Annotated in this window: 11 protein-coding genes and 2 rRNA genes; 2 read left to right on the top strand and 11 right to left on the bottom strand. The window is 67.7% G+C overall.

The window, feature by feature from the left end; genetic code table 11:
* Window positions 1–430: 430 nt before the first annotated feature.
* Window positions 431–1,255: an ECF subfamily RNA polymerase sigma factor, BldN family gene (locus OHB56_RS23975; protein ID WP_364739490.1), complete on the top strand. Its 825-nt coding sequence runs from the start codon at window positions 431–433 to the stop codon at window positions 1,253–1,255.
* Between the two features lie 266 nt (window positions 1,256–1,521).
* Window positions 1,522–2,772, top strand: coding sequence for a DUF5667 domain-containing protein (locus OHB56_RS23970; RefSeq protein WP_406355567.1), 1,251 nt, complete (start codon window positions 1,522–1,524; stop codon window positions 2,770–2,772).
* A gap of 104 nt (window positions 2,773–2,876) precedes the next feature.
* On the opposite strand, the gene OHB56_RS23965 is transcribed toward OHB56_RS23970, so the two are convergent.
* From OHB56_RS23965 to OHB56_RS23915, 11 genes are all read right to left on the bottom strand, one after another.
* Window positions 2,877–3,995, bottom strand: coding sequence for a lysophospholipid acyltransferase family protein (locus OHB56_RS23965; protein WP_406355565.1), 1,119 nt, complete (start codon window positions 3,993–3,995; stop codon window positions 2,877–2,879).
* Between the two features lie 14 nt (window positions 3,996–4,009).
* Entirely contained in the window at window positions 4,010–5,080 is a 1,071-nt protein-coding gene (locus OHB56_RS23960) for an NAD-dependent epimerase/dehydratase family protein (RefSeq protein ID WP_326754080.1), read from the bottom strand.
* 104 nt (window positions 5,081–5,184) lie between these two features.
* On the bottom strand, window positions 5,185–5,283 hold the full coding sequence (locus OHB56_RS23955; protein WP_003948845.1) for a 30S ribosomal protein bS22: 99 nt from the start codon (window positions 5,281–5,283) through the stop codon (window positions 5,185–5,187).
* 155 nt (window positions 5,284–5,438) lie between these two features.
* Window positions 5,439–5,651: a helix-turn-helix domain-containing protein gene (locus OHB56_RS23950; RefSeq protein WP_004984898.1), complete on the bottom strand. Its 213-nt coding sequence runs from the start codon at window positions 5,649–5,651 to the stop codon at window positions 5,439–5,441.
* A gap of 129 nt (window positions 5,652–5,780) precedes the next feature.
* On the bottom strand, window positions 5,781–6,629 hold the full coding sequence (locus OHB56_RS23945) for a phosphatase (RefSeq protein ID WP_406359203.1): 849 nt from the start codon (window positions 6,627–6,629) through the stop codon (window positions 5,781–5,783).
* Window positions 6,630–6,970: 341 nt separating this feature from the next.
* On the bottom strand, window positions 6,971–8,143 hold the full coding sequence (locus OHB56_RS23940) for an acetoin utilization protein AcuC (RefSeq protein ID WP_326754079.1): 1,173 nt from the start codon (window positions 8,141–8,143) through the stop codon (window positions 6,971–6,973).
* Window positions 8,094–9,347: an MFS transporter gene (locus OHB56_RS23935; protein ID WP_406355562.1), complete on the bottom strand. Its 1,254-nt coding sequence runs from the start codon at window positions 9,345–9,347 to the stop codon at window positions 8,094–8,096. Before OHB56_RS23935 ends, OHB56_RS23940 begins: the two co-directional genes overlap by 50 nt.
* A 66-nt stretch (window positions 9,348–9,413) precedes the next feature.
* Window positions 9,414–10,145 (bottom strand): VC0807 family protein, encoded by a 732-nt coding sequence (locus tag OHB56_RS23930; RefSeq protein ID WP_406355560.1) that lies wholly within the window; start codon window positions 10,143–10,145, stop codon window positions 9,414–9,416.
* A gap of 86 nt (window positions 10,146–10,231) precedes the next feature.
* On the bottom strand, window positions 10,232–10,879 hold the full coding sequence (locus tag OHB56_RS23925; protein ID WP_406355558.1) for an HAD family hydrolase: 648 nt from the start codon (window positions 10,877–10,879) through the stop codon (window positions 10,232–10,234).
* 62 nt (window positions 10,880–10,941) lie between these two features.
* Window positions 10,942–11,058 (bottom strand): 5S ribosomal RNA (gene rrf / locus OHB56_RS23920).
* An 84-nt stretch (window positions 11,059–11,142) separates the two neighbouring features.
* A 23S ribosomal RNA gene (locus OHB56_RS23915) occupies window positions 11,143–14,266 on the bottom strand.
* Between the last annotated feature and the right edge of the window lie 66 nt (window positions 14,267–14,332).

Raw genomic sequence — 14,332 nt, 5'->3', positions numbered from 1 at the left:
GGCGGCCTCGGCCGCACCGTCCGCCCCGGTCGGCCGGGGCCGGCCGGTCAACTCCGCGGCGACGGACACCCGTACGGCTGTCGGTCCGATCAACGGGGAACAGAAGTGGCGCCTCCCCCGTAAACCCGGCCAATCCAACTGCCGCACCCCGCAACCCCGCTGTCCAGCCCTCTTGGCTGCACACGGCCACAACACATCCCGCACCGAACCTAAATGCGAAGCATTTCGGTCAACATTCGGTCACCGTCAGGCGCTTGATCAGTCGTCAATAGGTCACGGAAACGACGCAATCGACGATTTCAGCAACTCGGCGTAGCAGCGCCTGCACGAAGCGTTATTCTCCTCAGACGCAAACCGGTGCCCTTCCGTCGCTACGACGGGTGAAAGGTCCCGCACTGCACGTGATGGAAGCTCTGCCTCTGGGAGTCCCGTGTACCCACACGTCGGGGTTGACGACCCGGGCCTGACCGCACTGCGCACAGCAGTCACGGCGGCCCGGGAGTTGCTGCGCGGCTTCGCCCCCGCCGCATACGCCGTCCCCGCATACGCCGTCCCCGCCTACACCACCGCGCCCGCCGGCCCCTGCCCCACCGTCGCCGACGCGCCCGTCGGTCCTTGTTACGCCCTCGCCGAGGACAGCACCACGGCGGGCAGACGCGGACGTGCGTCCGGCGCCACCACCGCCCGCCGTCCCGCCGCGGACAGTGACAGCGCCAGGATGATGGAACTCGTGGAGCGCGCCCAGGCGGGCGAGGCCGACGCCTTCGGACGGCTCTACGACCAGTACAGCGACACCGTGTACCGCTACATCTACTACCGGGTGGGCAGCAAGGCGAACGCCGAGGACCTCACCAGCGAGACCTTCCTGCGGGCCCTGCGCCGCATCGGCACCTTCACCTGGCAGGGGCGCGACTTCGGCGCCTGGCTCGTCACCATCGCCCGCAATCTCGTGGCCGACCACTTCAAGTCCAGCCGCTTCCGCCTCGAGGTCACCACCGGGGAGATGCTCGACGCCAACGAGGTCGCGCGGTCCCCCGAGGACTCCGTCCTCGAATACCTGTCCAATGCCGCCCTCCTCGATGCCGTACGACGTCTCAACCCCCAACAGCGCGAATGCGTCACGCTCCGATTCCTCCAGGGTCTCTCCGTCGCGGAGACCGCCCGCGTGATGGGCAAGAACGAGGGAGCGATCAAGACCCTCCAGTACCGGGCCGTCCGCACCCTCGCCCGGCTCCTTCCCGAGGACACGCGGTGAGCGGCCCGTCGAACGGAACGGATCCGCTGCTGACGCATCACCATCAGTGACGGCGGACCCGCTGTGAATGACGCTGCGTTGACTTCGCGAACCGGCCCACCGGCGTGCGTAACCCAAGTACCGGGCCGCTCGTTGTGCGGGATGCAGGCTCCCTGTGGTCAACCCCCGACCCACTTCGATCACCCGATCGTGTGGACATGGTCAGGGGGTGGAACCCTCAGGACCCCCTGGGGAGTCGACCGTCACGATGAGAGGAGGTGCCGCCAGTGATCGCGAACGTATCGGCGCACCGGCGGGCGAACGCCTTCGCCCAGGCTCTGGAGGAGCAGTCCGGCCGGGGCACGGCGGCCGAGCAGTCCGAAGGATCGGCCCCGGCCGCCGCGGAGACCGAACAGGCACGGCTGCTCACGCTGGCCGCCGGTCTCGGCGAGCTGCCCAAGCCGGAGCTGGATCCCGAGGTCAAGGTCGTCCATCGGGCCCGGCTGATGGCCGAGTTCGAGGCCATGCTCCAAGAAGGCACCGCCGCGGGCGAGGCAGCGGATTCGTTCGTACCCGATCAGCGTTCACGCCGCGCCCGGGGCGCACACCGGGCCACCCCGCTGGGGAAGCTGAGACCGCGCTCGCGCCTGGCCAAGGGCCTCACCGCGGGCGGACTCGGCGTCACCGTGGCCGCGGGCGCCTTCGGCGGAGTCGCCGCTGCCAGCTCCGACGCCCTGCCCGGCGACTCGCTCTACGGTCTCAAGCGCGGCATAGAGGACGTCAAGCTCGGCCTGGCCGACGGAAACGACGAGCGGGGCCGCGTCTTCCTCGACCATGCCTCCACCCGCCTCGGCGAGGCCCGCCGACTGATGGAGCGCAGCCGCAGCGGCCCTCTCGACCACGAATCCCTCGGCGAGATCCGCCGCGCCCTGTCCGGTATGCGGCACGACGCGTCCGAGGGCCATCGTCTGCTGCGCGAGGCGTACCGGCACGACCCGGACTCCCTGCGCCCCATGCAGGCCCTCTCCTCCTTCTCGGACACGCACCGGCAGGCCTGGGGCTCCCTCCGCGACCGGCTGCCCCCGCAGCTCGGTGACGTCAGCGAGCAGGTCTCGTCGGTGTTCGACGCCATAGACGAGGACGTCGCCCCGCTGCAGTCCCTGCTCCCCGAGCCCTCGTCCCGGGAGGGCGGCGGCGACGGCAGGGGACGGCGCGGCGACTCCGGGCCCGCCCCGAGCGACCCGTCCGGTACGGACCGCTCCCGGATGCCCAGCACCGGCACCGACGGCACCGCGGACGAGGACGGCACCGGCAGCAGCGCCCCCAGCGGGTCCGCCGACTCCGGCGACCGGAGCGAGGGCCTGCTCGGCGGCAACACCGGTGGGCTGCTCGACCCGCCCGCGGAGAGCGGCGACACCAGCACCTCCCCGCCGGCCGGCGGCGGCGCGACCGCGCCGGCCCGGCCCGACGTCACCCTCCCGCCCCTCCTCCCCGGTCTGCTCCCGGGACTGGGCATCGACAGCGAGGACGCGGAGTGAGGACGCCGATCAGGAGGCTGTAGAGCCGGAGAACCGAAGAACAGGAACACGCGGTGTGGCGGGCCCCGGTCGTCGGGGGCCCGCCACACCGCGTACGGGGCTTCCTAGAAGAACACCGACCGTCGCTGCACCAGCAGCTTGTAGAGGGTGTGCTGGATCTGTTCCCGGACCTGGTCGGTCAGGTTGAACATCAGCATCGGGTCCTCGGCCGCCTCCGGCGGGTAGCTCTCCGTGTGGATCGGCTCGCCGAACTGGATGGTCCACTTCGTCGGCAGCGGGATCGCGCCGAGCGGGCCGAGCCACGGGAAGGTCGGCGTCAGCGGGAAGTACGGGAATCCGAGCAGCCGCGCGACGGTCCGGGCGTTGCCGATCATCGGATAGATCTCCTCGGCCCCGACGATCGAGCACGGGATGATCGGCGTCCGCGCGCGCAGCGCCGTGGACACGAAGCCGCCGCGGCCGAAGCGCTGCAGCTTGTAGCGGTCGGCGAAGGGCTTGCCGAGGCCCTTGAAGCCCTCCGGCATCACCCCCACCAGCTCCCCCTGCTCCAGCAGCCGTGCCGCGTCCTCGGCGCAGGCCAGGGTGTGACCGAGTTTGCGGGCGAGTTCGTTGACCACCGGCAGCATGAACACCAGGTCCGCCGCGAGCAGTCGCAGATGCCGGTCGGCGGGATGGTTGTCGTGGACGGCGACCTGCATCATCAGACCGTCCAGCGGCAGCGTCCCGGAGTGGTTGGCGACGATCAGGGCGCCGCCCTCGGAGGGGATGTTCTCGATGCCCTTCACCTCGACCCGGAAGTACTTCTCGTACATCGGGCGCAGCAGGGACATCAGGACCTGGTCGGTGAGTTCCTCGTCGTAGCCGAAGTCGTCCACCGCGTAGTCCCCGGTGAGCCGGCGGCGCAGGAAGGCCAGCCCGCTCGCGACCCGCTGCTCCAGGCCGCCGGCTTCGTCCCCGGAACCGGATTCCGTGCCGGGGGCGGCGCCGGATGCGGCGGCACCGCCGTCGTGCTCTGCACGGGATTCCCGGGGCACCGGAGCATCGTCCCCGACGGACGTCCGCCCCGGCAGGGGCTGGACGTCGCCCATCGCGGCGGTCCCCGCGCCGTGTCGTCGGCTTCCCGCACCCCGGCGGCGCGCCGGGCGCTGCGCGGCGCCCCCGGCGCCTCCTGCTCCCCCACGGGAGCGGTCGTCGTCGAACGGAATGACCTTGGCGTCCGCCATCGTTGATGCGCTCCTCAGTTGGCGCTCTGCTTCGAGGGGTGACCGCTGCCCGTGCCCGGCAGGGGCAGCGCGGCGATCCGGTCGACGGCCCCCGCGAGGGCCTCCGGCGGAAGCAGCCCGGGGCCGCGGCTGCGCACGAAGTCCGTGAACGTTTCTGCTGTCGTGTACTTCGCCGTGAAGCCCAGTGTCTCGCGCATCTGGTCCGTCGCCACCGCCCGGCCGTGCGTGAGCAGCCGGATCTGCTCGGGTGAGAAGTCCGACATCCCCAGCGTACGCACCAGCGAGCCCGCCCAAGTGACCGCCGGGAGGAGCAGGGGCACGGTCGGCCGGCCGAGCCGCCTCGAGCACTGGGACAACAGCAGGACGCCGTCCCCGGCGATGTTGAAGGTGCCGCTGTTGAGCGTGGAGCGCCGGGGTTCGTGCGAGGCGAGGCGCAGGACGTCGATCACATCGTCCTCGTGCACGAACTGCAGCCGCGGGTCGTAGCCGAACACGGTCGGCAGGACCGGCAGCGAGAAGTACGCGGCGAGCGGGCTGTCCGCGGCGGGGCCCAGGATGTTGGCGAACCTGAGCACGCACACGGCGACATCCGGCCGGCGGCGCGCGAAGCCGCGCACATAGCCCTCGACCTCGACGGCGTCCTTCGCGAAGCCGCCGCTGGGCAGGGACTTGGGCGGGGTCGTCTCGGTGAAGACCGCCGGGTCGCGGGACGCGGAGCCGTAGACGTTCGTACTGGACTTCACGACCAGCCGCTTGACGGTCGGGGACTTCTGACAGGCACCGAGCAACTGCATGGTGCCGATGACGTTGGTCTCCTTGAGCGCCGTCCGGCTGCTGCCGCTGCCGAGCGGCGTGCCCGTGACGTCGAGGTGGACGACGGTGTCGGCGCCGGCCTCGGCGAGCACGCGCGCGACGGTGGGCTGCTGGATGTCGGTCTGGACGAATTCGGCGCCACCGAGGTGGTGCGCGGGCCTGACCGCGTCCACGGCGACGACCCGGTCCACGTCCGGATCACGCTGGATCCTCCGGACGAAACGGCCCCCCAGCGGGCGGGCCACTCCGGTCACCAGCACGACTTTCCCCACGAGAGCGCCTTCCTGTTGCCTTCGCCACGAGTCCGACCCATGTGATGACAGTGGCCCCCCACCGCATCGGTGGGGGGCCACTGAACACGCTTCCGCGTCGTCGCTTACTTCTTGTTGCGACGCTGAACGCGCGTGCGCTTGAGCAGCTTGCGGTGCTTCTTCTTGGCCATCCGCTTGCGCCGCTTCTTGATAACAGAGCCCACGACTACCCTCGCTCACTTCTCATCACTCGGTGTTTGGGCGCCATGGGCCCACACGACCTACGAGGGGCCAGCCTACCCGCCCGAGCGCTGAGGTCGTAATCGAGGCGGCCGGGGAGGCCCGTGAGTGTCTTGGTGCGGATCTCCCCGGCCCACCGTCAGGCTGTTTCCACCCCCACATAGCTCTCGCGGAGGTACTCGTGAACCGCTTGCTCCGGGACGCGGAAGGACCGCCCCACCCGGATCGCGGGCAGATGACCACTGTGCACCAAGCGGTACACGGTCATCTTCGACACTCGCATCACCGAGGCGACTTCCGCCACGGTAAGGAACTGAACCTCGTTCAGAGGCCTCTCGCCAGCTGCAGCCATGACACACCTGAACCTTCCGCACTCGACGGGCACCGGCTTCCCCTTCCGGTGACTCTTCGTCGTTGCGTGCTCACTCCCCAATGTAGGGGCGGGTGATGCGAGTGGGGAAGAGGTGCACCCATCGGCGGCCTACTGTGACAGACACGCTCGATTGAGTACGTAGCGGGCCAGCGGCAGGTAGTAAGCGGACCGCGCACCGTCATCGAGTGGAACGACCACCGAGAGGCACCCCTCGGCCTCCCCCACGAACGGGGCGGGGTCGTTCACGTCGGCCAGCGCGATGGCCTCGAACCCCAGCTGACCTGCCCCGCAGGCCCAGCCGTGATCTCCGATCACCAGCTCGGGAAGCGGCCCGCCGGCCTCGGCGGCCGCGGCGAGCACGGTCCGAACCGGGAGCGGGGAGTGCGTGTGTGCGCCGGGTTCACCACCGGGACGTTCGGGACGTGCGCCCCGGACCAGCGCGACTCCTCGTACGTAGTCGAGGTGGTGCGTGCGTAGACCGAACCGGGTCGTTATGTCGACACAGCGACCCTGCGCGGGGGTGAGGACCTCACATCCCGCCGCCGACAGAGCGTCTGCCAGAGCTGCGTAGAAACCGAGCAGCCGGTGCGGGTGACCGGTGCCGAGCAGCACGGGCGCACCGCTCCGGGCCGCGGCCGCGATCCGCTCCGAACAGGCGTCCAGGGCAACCAGGGTCCGCTCCGGGTCGATCACATCATGCCCGGAAACGTGCCGAGGATCGGCCGAAACACCACACCTGGCCGCCATCAGCTCGATCAATTCCCGTTGTCCCCACGTCCCTTCCGGCTCGAGGCCGATCAGTGCGCGCGGGTCCCGGGCGGCGAAGAGCCGGTAGCTCCGCAGGCTCTCCTCCCTCGTGGTGGCCACGGTCCCGGACAGCCGGGCGGCCAGCAGATGCGCACGGAGACCGGCGGCACTCGGGACGACGGGCGGGCCTGCCGGCGGATCGGCGGACAGGCCGGGGGGAGGGTCGGCGGGAGGGGCGGCGGGCAGACCGGCGAAAGGGTCGGCGGGAGAGGCAGCGGGCAGACCGGCGAAAGGGTCGAGGGGCGGGTCAGCGGACAGGCCGAGGGGCGGGTCGGCGGGCGGGTCGGTCGTGGTCGGCACGGCAGCGATGGTGCGCGATCCGGTCCCGGGCCACCCCGGGAACCCGGGAAACACCGCACGGTCGGCGTAACCACGCAGGAGCGAACACCGGGCGCGGCGTCGGCACCGCCGGAGCCACACCACAGGAGCGACGAAGCAGGGCCGCGTCCCCGCCCGGTACTCCCTGAGGCAGCGTCTCCGCCCGGTACGGCCTAGGGCAGCAGCCCTCGTAGCGGGAACACCGCGCGCCGGGTCGCCAGGACCGCCTGGTCCAGCCGGTCCGCCGGGTCGTAGCCGTCCTCCCAGGAGGCCCAGGACACGGGCCACCGGCCGTCGGTCATCCGCACCGGCCCCAGCTGCCGGGTCCGGGCGTACACCTCCTGCCGCCAGCCCTCGGGGATCATCGTCACCGGATCCACCGGCTTCCCGGCCGCGATGCCCACCAGATGCGTCCAGGACCGCGGGACGACCTCCACCACCGCGTAACCGCCGCCGCCCAGCGCCACCCACCGGCCGTCGGCGTACTCGTGCGCCAGCTCGTGGCACGCCACCTGCACCGCGCGCTGCGCGTCCAGCGACACCGCCAGATGGGCCAGCGGATCCTCGAAGTGCGTGTCGGCCCCGTGCTGCGTCACCAGCACCTGCGGCCGGAAGTCCGCGAGCAGCTCCGGCACCACGGCGTGGAACGCCCGAAGCCACCCCTCGTCGCCGGTCCCGGCAGGCAGGGCGACATTGACGGCGCTGCCCTGCGCGCTGTCCGCCCCGGTCTCCTCCGGCCACCCGGTCTGCGGGAACAGGGTCCGGGGGTGCTCGTGCAGCGACACCGTGAGGACCCTCGGGTCCTCCCAGAACGCCGCCTGCACCCCGTCCCCGTGATGCACGTCGACGTCGATGTACGCGACGCGTTCGGCGCCCAGCTCCAGCAGCCGGGCGATGGCCAGCGCCGCGTCGTTGTACACGCAGAACCCCGAGGCCGCCCCCGGCATCGCGTGGTGCAGCCCGCCCGCGAAGTTCACGGCGTGCAGCGCCTCCCCGCGCCACACGGCCTCCGCCGCGCCCACCGACTGCCCCGCGATCAGCGCCGACGCCTCGTGCATCCCGGCGAAGGCGGGATCGTCCGTCGTCCCCAGCCCGTACGACTGGTCCGCGGACGCCGGATCCGCCGACGCCGCCCTGACCGCGCCGATGTAGTCCTCGCGGTGCACCAGCCGCAGCGTCGACTCACCGGCCGTCTTCGCGGCGACCACCGAGACCTCGCGGTCCAGCCCCAGGGCGTCCACCAGACTCCGGGTCAGCACGAGCCGGACCGGGTCCATCGGATGGTCCCGGCCGAAGTCATAGCCCGTGACTGCCTCGTCCCACATCAGCTGTGTGCGGCCGCTCATGCCCGCCACCGTATCGGTCCGGTTCAGGAGCGAACGACCTGGCATGCACGAGTGCCACCAGGACCAACACCATCGGCACAAGCATCGCCCCGCGATAGCTCCAGACGTCCCCGATCACTCCGACCAGCGGGGAGCCGATCAGGAACCCCACATAGTTGAAGACGTTGAGCCGCGCGACGGCCGCGTCCGACGCCCCCGGGAACAACCGCCCCGCCGCCGCGAAGGTCTGCGGCACCAGCACACAGAGCCCCAGCCCCAGCAGCGTGAACCCCAGCATCCCCGCCCACTCCCCCGACGCCCCGGCGACCACGGCGAACCCCGCCGCCGCCACCAGCGCCCCGGCCCGCACCACCGCCACAGCACCGAAGCGCCGCACCCCGAAGTCCCCGATCGTCCGCCCCACCAGCGTGGTGACCATGTAGACGTTGTACGGAACGGTCGCCATCTGTTCCGAACTCCCCAGCACGTCCTGGAGGTACTTCGCGCTCCAGTTCGAGACCGTCGAGTCCCCGATGTACGCCACCGTCATCACCAGACACAACGGCAGCAGCAGCCTGAAGGCGACGGGCCCGGTCCTGTCCTCACCCTCGGCGGCCGGCCCGGAGACATGACCCTGATGCCGGTCCTTGCCCCGGCCCTCCCGCTGCTCCTGGTCCACGTACCACCGGCTCCCGATCAGCGCCGCCGGCATCAGCACCAGCACCACCGGCAGATACGACACCCACAGCGCCAGCTGCCCGTGCGCCCCCACCCACGCGAGCGACGCCCCGGCGATTCCGCCCAGGCTGTAGGCGGCGTGGAAGCTCAGCATGATGCTGCGCCCGTATGCCCGTTGGAGGCTCACCCCGAGCATGTTCATCGAGGCGTCCAGCGCCCCCACGGCCAGCCCGAACACGGCCAGCGCCACGGCCAGCCCGGCCATGTGCTCCCCCGCCCCGACCCCGAGCAGCGCCAGCAGCACGACCGGCTGCGACCACCGCAGCACCCGGCTCGGCGGCACCGCCTTCACCAGCCGCTCCGTCGCCACGCTCCCGATACCGGCGAGCACCGGCACCGCGGCGAGAAAGGCGGGCAGCAGCGCGTCGGAAACCCCGTACCGGTCCTGGATGGCCGGGATCCGCGTCACGAGCAGAGCGAAGGCGACTCCCTGCACCAGGAAGGCGAACGCCAGCGAGGCCCTGCCGCGCCGCAGCACATCAGTCATGGCGGCGAGCGTAGGGCCCCGGTGTACTGGTGGGTAGGTCCGGCCGAAGGTGAATTGTGCTCAGTTTCAACGGAGTTCGGGAGAGTCGATGGCGACGGGAGCGGTAACAACGGCGGGATCGGCTGCGGGTGCACAAGCCCCGGCCGTCTTCGCCTCGGCGGCGACCATGGCCAGCATGGGACCGGCCCCCAGCGCCCCACCGACCAGGAACGCCCCGCCCATCGTGACGATCATGATGACGGTGCCGAGCCAGACCATGGTGTCCACCGGCAGGGAGTACGCCCCGACGACCCGCACCACACACTCGCCGAGCAGCGCCGTGCCCCACACCACGGAGAACCTCCGCTCGGCTCGCCGGAACGCCTCCGACCCGGACTCCAGCCGCGTCCATGCCGCTTCCCGCGTGGCCTGCCCCCTGGTCACCCACGGCTTCATGCCCGTGGTCATCATCGGCTTGCCCAGCATCACGGACACCAGCACCCCGATGCCGATGACACTGCCCACCGCACTCTCCTTGACGAGCATCAGCCGGGCGTCCCCGGAGACGAAGCCGAGCAGCAGCGAGACCACGTTCACGAAGAGGATGAGCGCGGCGAAGGCGTTGAGCGTCCGCTCCGTCACCGCCGCCCACCCGGTCCGCGCGGCCGGTATGACGCTGCTCCACGCGAGCGAGACGAACTCGCTCGCCCCGAACCCGTTCCTGAGGAGGTAGTACGCCCCGATCGGCGCCGCCACGTCGAGGACGATCGGCAGAAAGGTCCGGCGCCTGCTGCTGGGAGTGACCGAGTGCGTCGTCATGCGCCCAGCCTCGTGGCCGGCCCCGGCCCGGCGGTAGAAACGAACGTCCGCTGCTCCGCATGACATTTGTCAGCCGCGGACGCGGGTCACCCCGCCCACAACTCCGGCAACTCCCGCAGATCCGCGAAGAGCCGGGTGACCCCCGCCAGCTTCTCCGCGGGTGTCATCGAAGAGAACCCGTACACGTCCATCCCGGCCGCGACCGCCGCCTGTACGCCCAGCGGACTGTCCTCGACCACGACACACCGCGCCGGCGCAACGCCCATCCGTTCCGCCGCGTACAGGAACAGGTCCGGTGCCGGCTTGCCCCGCCCCACATCCTGGGAGCTGAAGATCCGCTCGTCGTCGAACCACCGGTCGAGCCCGGTCGTACGGTGCCCCACCCGGATCCGCTCATGGCTCCCGGACGAGGCCACGCAGTACGGCACTCCATCGGCCGCCAGCGCCTCCAGCACATCGGCGGCACCGGCCACCGGCTTCAACTCCCGCTCGAACGCGGCGAAGACGCGTGCATGGAACACGGAGTCGAAGTCGTCCGGCAACCGCTGCCCGGTCCGCTCCTCCACCAGGTCGTGCACCCGATGCATGGCGGACCCCATGTAGTCCCGGATGGATTCCTCGTAGGACGTCGGATGCCCGAGCTCGGTGAGGTAGCCGGCCAGGAGCCGGTTGGAAATGGGCTCGCTGTCGACGAGGACACCGTCATTGTCGAAAACAACCAGGTCATAGCGCATGACCCCGACCCTAAACGCAGAAAGCCCCGTGCCAATGGCACGGGGCTTTCTCTGCAAGAATTGTTCGGCGGCGTCCTACTCTCCCACAGGGTCCCCCCTGCAGTACCATCGGCGCAATAAGGCTTAGCTTCCGGGTTCGGAATGTAACCGGGCGTTTCCCCTACGCTATGACCACCGAAACACTATGAAACAGACAACCGCACCATGTGTGGCACATGGGGTCGTTCGTGGTTTCAGAACCAACACAGTGGACGCGAGCAACTGAGGACAAGCCCTCGGCCTATTAGTACCGGTCAACTCCACACGTTACCGTGCTTCCATATCCGGCCTATCAACCCAGTCGTCTACTGGGAGCCTTACCCCATCAAGTGGGTGGGAGTCCTCATCTCGAAGCAGGCTTCCCGCTTAGATGCTTTCAGCGGTTATCCCTCCCGAACGTAGCCAACCAGCCATGCCCTTGGCAGGACAACTGGCACACCAGAGGTTCGTCCGTCCCGGTCCTCTCGTACTAGGGACAGCCCTTCTCAAGACTCCTGCGCGCGCAGCGGATAGGGACCGAACTGTCTCACGACGTTCTAAACCCAGCTCGCGTACCGCTTTAATGGGCGAACAGCCCAACCCTTGGGACCGACTCCAGCCCCAGGATGCGACGAGCCGACATCGAGGTGCCAAACCATCCCGTCGATATGGACTCTTGGGGAAGATCAGCCTGTTATCCCCGGGGTACCTTTTATCCGTTGAGCGACGGCGCTTCCACAAGCCACCGCCGGATCACTAGTCCCGACTTTCGTCCCTGCTCGACCCGTCGGTCTCACAGTCAAGCTCCCTTGTGCACTTACACTCAACACCTGATTACCAACCAGGCTGAGGGAACCTTTGGGCGCCTCCGTTACTCTTTAGGAGGCAACCGCCCCAGTTAAACTACCCATCAGACACTGTCCCTGATCCGGATCACGGACCCAGGTTAGACATCCAGCACGACCAGACTGGTATTTCAACGACGACTCCACCCGAACTGGCGTCCGAGTTTCAAAGTCTCCCAGCTATCCTACACAAGCCGAACCGAACACCAATATCAAACTGTAGTAAAGGTCCCGGGGTCTTTCCGTCCTGCTGCGCGAAACGAGCATCTTTACTCGTAGTGCAATTTCACCGGGCCTATGGTTGAGACAGTCGAGAAGTCGTTACGCCATTCGTGCAGGTCGGAACTTACCCGACAAGGAATTTCGCTACCTTAGGATGGTTATAGTTACCACCGCCGTTTACTGGCGCTTAAGTTCTCAGCTTCGCCACCCCGAAGAGTGACTAACCGGTCCCCTTAACGTTCCAGCACCGGGCAGGCGTCAGTCCGTATACATCGCCTTACGGCTTCGCACGGACCTGTGTTTTTAGTAAACAGTCGCTTCTCGCTGGTCTCTGCGGCCACACCCAGCTCAGAGGGAAAACCTCATCACCGGACATGGCCCCCTTCTCCCGAAGTTACGGGGGCATTTTGCCGAGTTCCTTAACCATAGTTCACCCGAACGCCTCGGCATTCTCTACCTGACCACCTGAGTCGGTTTAGGGTACGGGCCGCCATGAAACTCGCTAGAGGCTTTTCTCGACAGCATAGGATCATCCACTTCGCCACAATCGGCTCGGCATCGGGTCTCACCCTTATGCCATCCGGATTTACCTGGATGACGGGCTACACCCTTACCCCGGGACAACCACCGCCCGGGCTGGACTACCTTCCTGCGTCACCCCATCACTCACCTACTACGGGTTGGGTTCGTCGGCTCCACCACTTTCCTTTCCCCGAAGGGTCCGGAACGGCTTCACGGACTTAGCATCGCCCGATTCAATGTTTGACGCTTCACAGCGGGTACCGGAATATCAACCGGTTATCCATCGACTACGCCTGTCGGCCTCGCCTTAGGTCCCGACTTACCCTGGGCAGATCAGCTTGACCCAGGAACCCTTGGTCAATCGGCGCACACGTTTCTCACGTGTGTATCGCTACTCATGCCTGCATTCTCACTCGTCAACCGTCCACCACTGCCTTCCGGCGCGGCTTCACCCGGCAGACGACGCTCCCCTACCCATCACAGCGGGCGTTGGCCCTATAGCTGCAATGACACGACTTCGGCGGTACGCTTGAGCCCCGCTACATTGTCGGCGCGGAATCACTAGACCAGTGAGCTATTACGCACTCTTTCAAGGGTGGCTGCTTCTAAGCCAACCTCCTGGTTGTCTGTGCGACTCCACATCCTTTCCCACTTAGCGTACGCTTGGGGGCCTTAGTCGATGCTCTGGGCTGTTTCCCTCTCGACCATGGAGCTTATCCCCCACAGTCTCACTGCCGCGTTCTCACTTGCCGGCATTCGGAGTTTGGCTAAGGTCAGTAACCCGGTAGGGCCCATCGCCTATCCAGTGCTCTACCTCCGGCAAGAAACACGCGACGCTGCACCTAAATGCATTTCGGGGAGAACCAGCTATCACGGAGTTTGATTGGCCTTTCACCCCTAACCACAGGTCATCCCCCAGGTTTTCAACCCTGGTGGGTTCGGTCCTCCACGAAGTCTTACCTCCGCTTCAACCTGCCCATGGCTAGATCACTCCGCTTCGGGTCTTGGGCATGCTACTGCGTCGCCCTGTTCGGACTCGCTTTCGCTACGGCTTCCCCACACGGGTTAACCTCGCAACACACCGCAAACTCGCAGGCTCATTCTTCAAAAGGCACGCAGTCACGACGCCGGATGACAAGTCATCCGACGCGACGCTCCCACGGCTTGTAGGCACACGGTTTCAGGTACTATTTCACTCCCCTCCCGGGGTACTTTTCACCATTCCCTCACGGTACTATCCGCTATCGGTCACCAGGGAATATTTAGGCTTGACGGGTGGTCCCGCCGGATTCACACGGGATTTCTCGGGCCCCGTGCTACTTGGGTGTCTCTTCAACGAGCCGTTGACGTTTCGGCTACGGGGGTCTTACCCTCTGCGCCGGACCTTTCGCATGTCCTTCGCCTACATCAACGGTTTCTGACTCGCCTCATGGCCGGCAGACCATGAAATAAGAGATCCCACAACCCCGCATGCGCAACCCCTGCCGGGTCTCACACGCCTGCGGTTTGGCCTCATCCGGTTTCGCTCGCCACTACTCCCGGAATCACGGTTGTTTTCTCTTCCTGCGGGTACTGAGATGTTTCACTTCCCCGCGTTCCCTCCGCATACCCTATGTGTTCAGGTATGGGTGACAGCCCATGACGACTGCCGGGTTTCCCCATTCGGACACCCCCGGATCAAAGTCTGGTTGACGACTCCCCGGGGACTATCGTGGCCTCCCACGTCCTTCATCGGTTCCTGGTGCCAAGGCATCCACCGTGCGCCCTTAAAAACTTGGCCACAGATGCTCGCGTCCACTGTGCAGTTCTCAAACAACGACCAACCACCCGTCACAACCCGCCGGAG

Origin of the sequence: Streptomyces sp. NBC_01635 (genome assembly GCF_045209715.1) — a bacterium.
GTDB classification, from domain to species: domain Bacteria; phylum Actinomycetota; class Actinomycetes; order Streptomycetales; family Streptomycetaceae; genus Streptomyces; species Streptomyces hirsutus.
The sequence above is the reverse complement of the archived record's forward strand: the minus strand, read 5'-3'. Positions and strand labels throughout refer to the sequence as shown.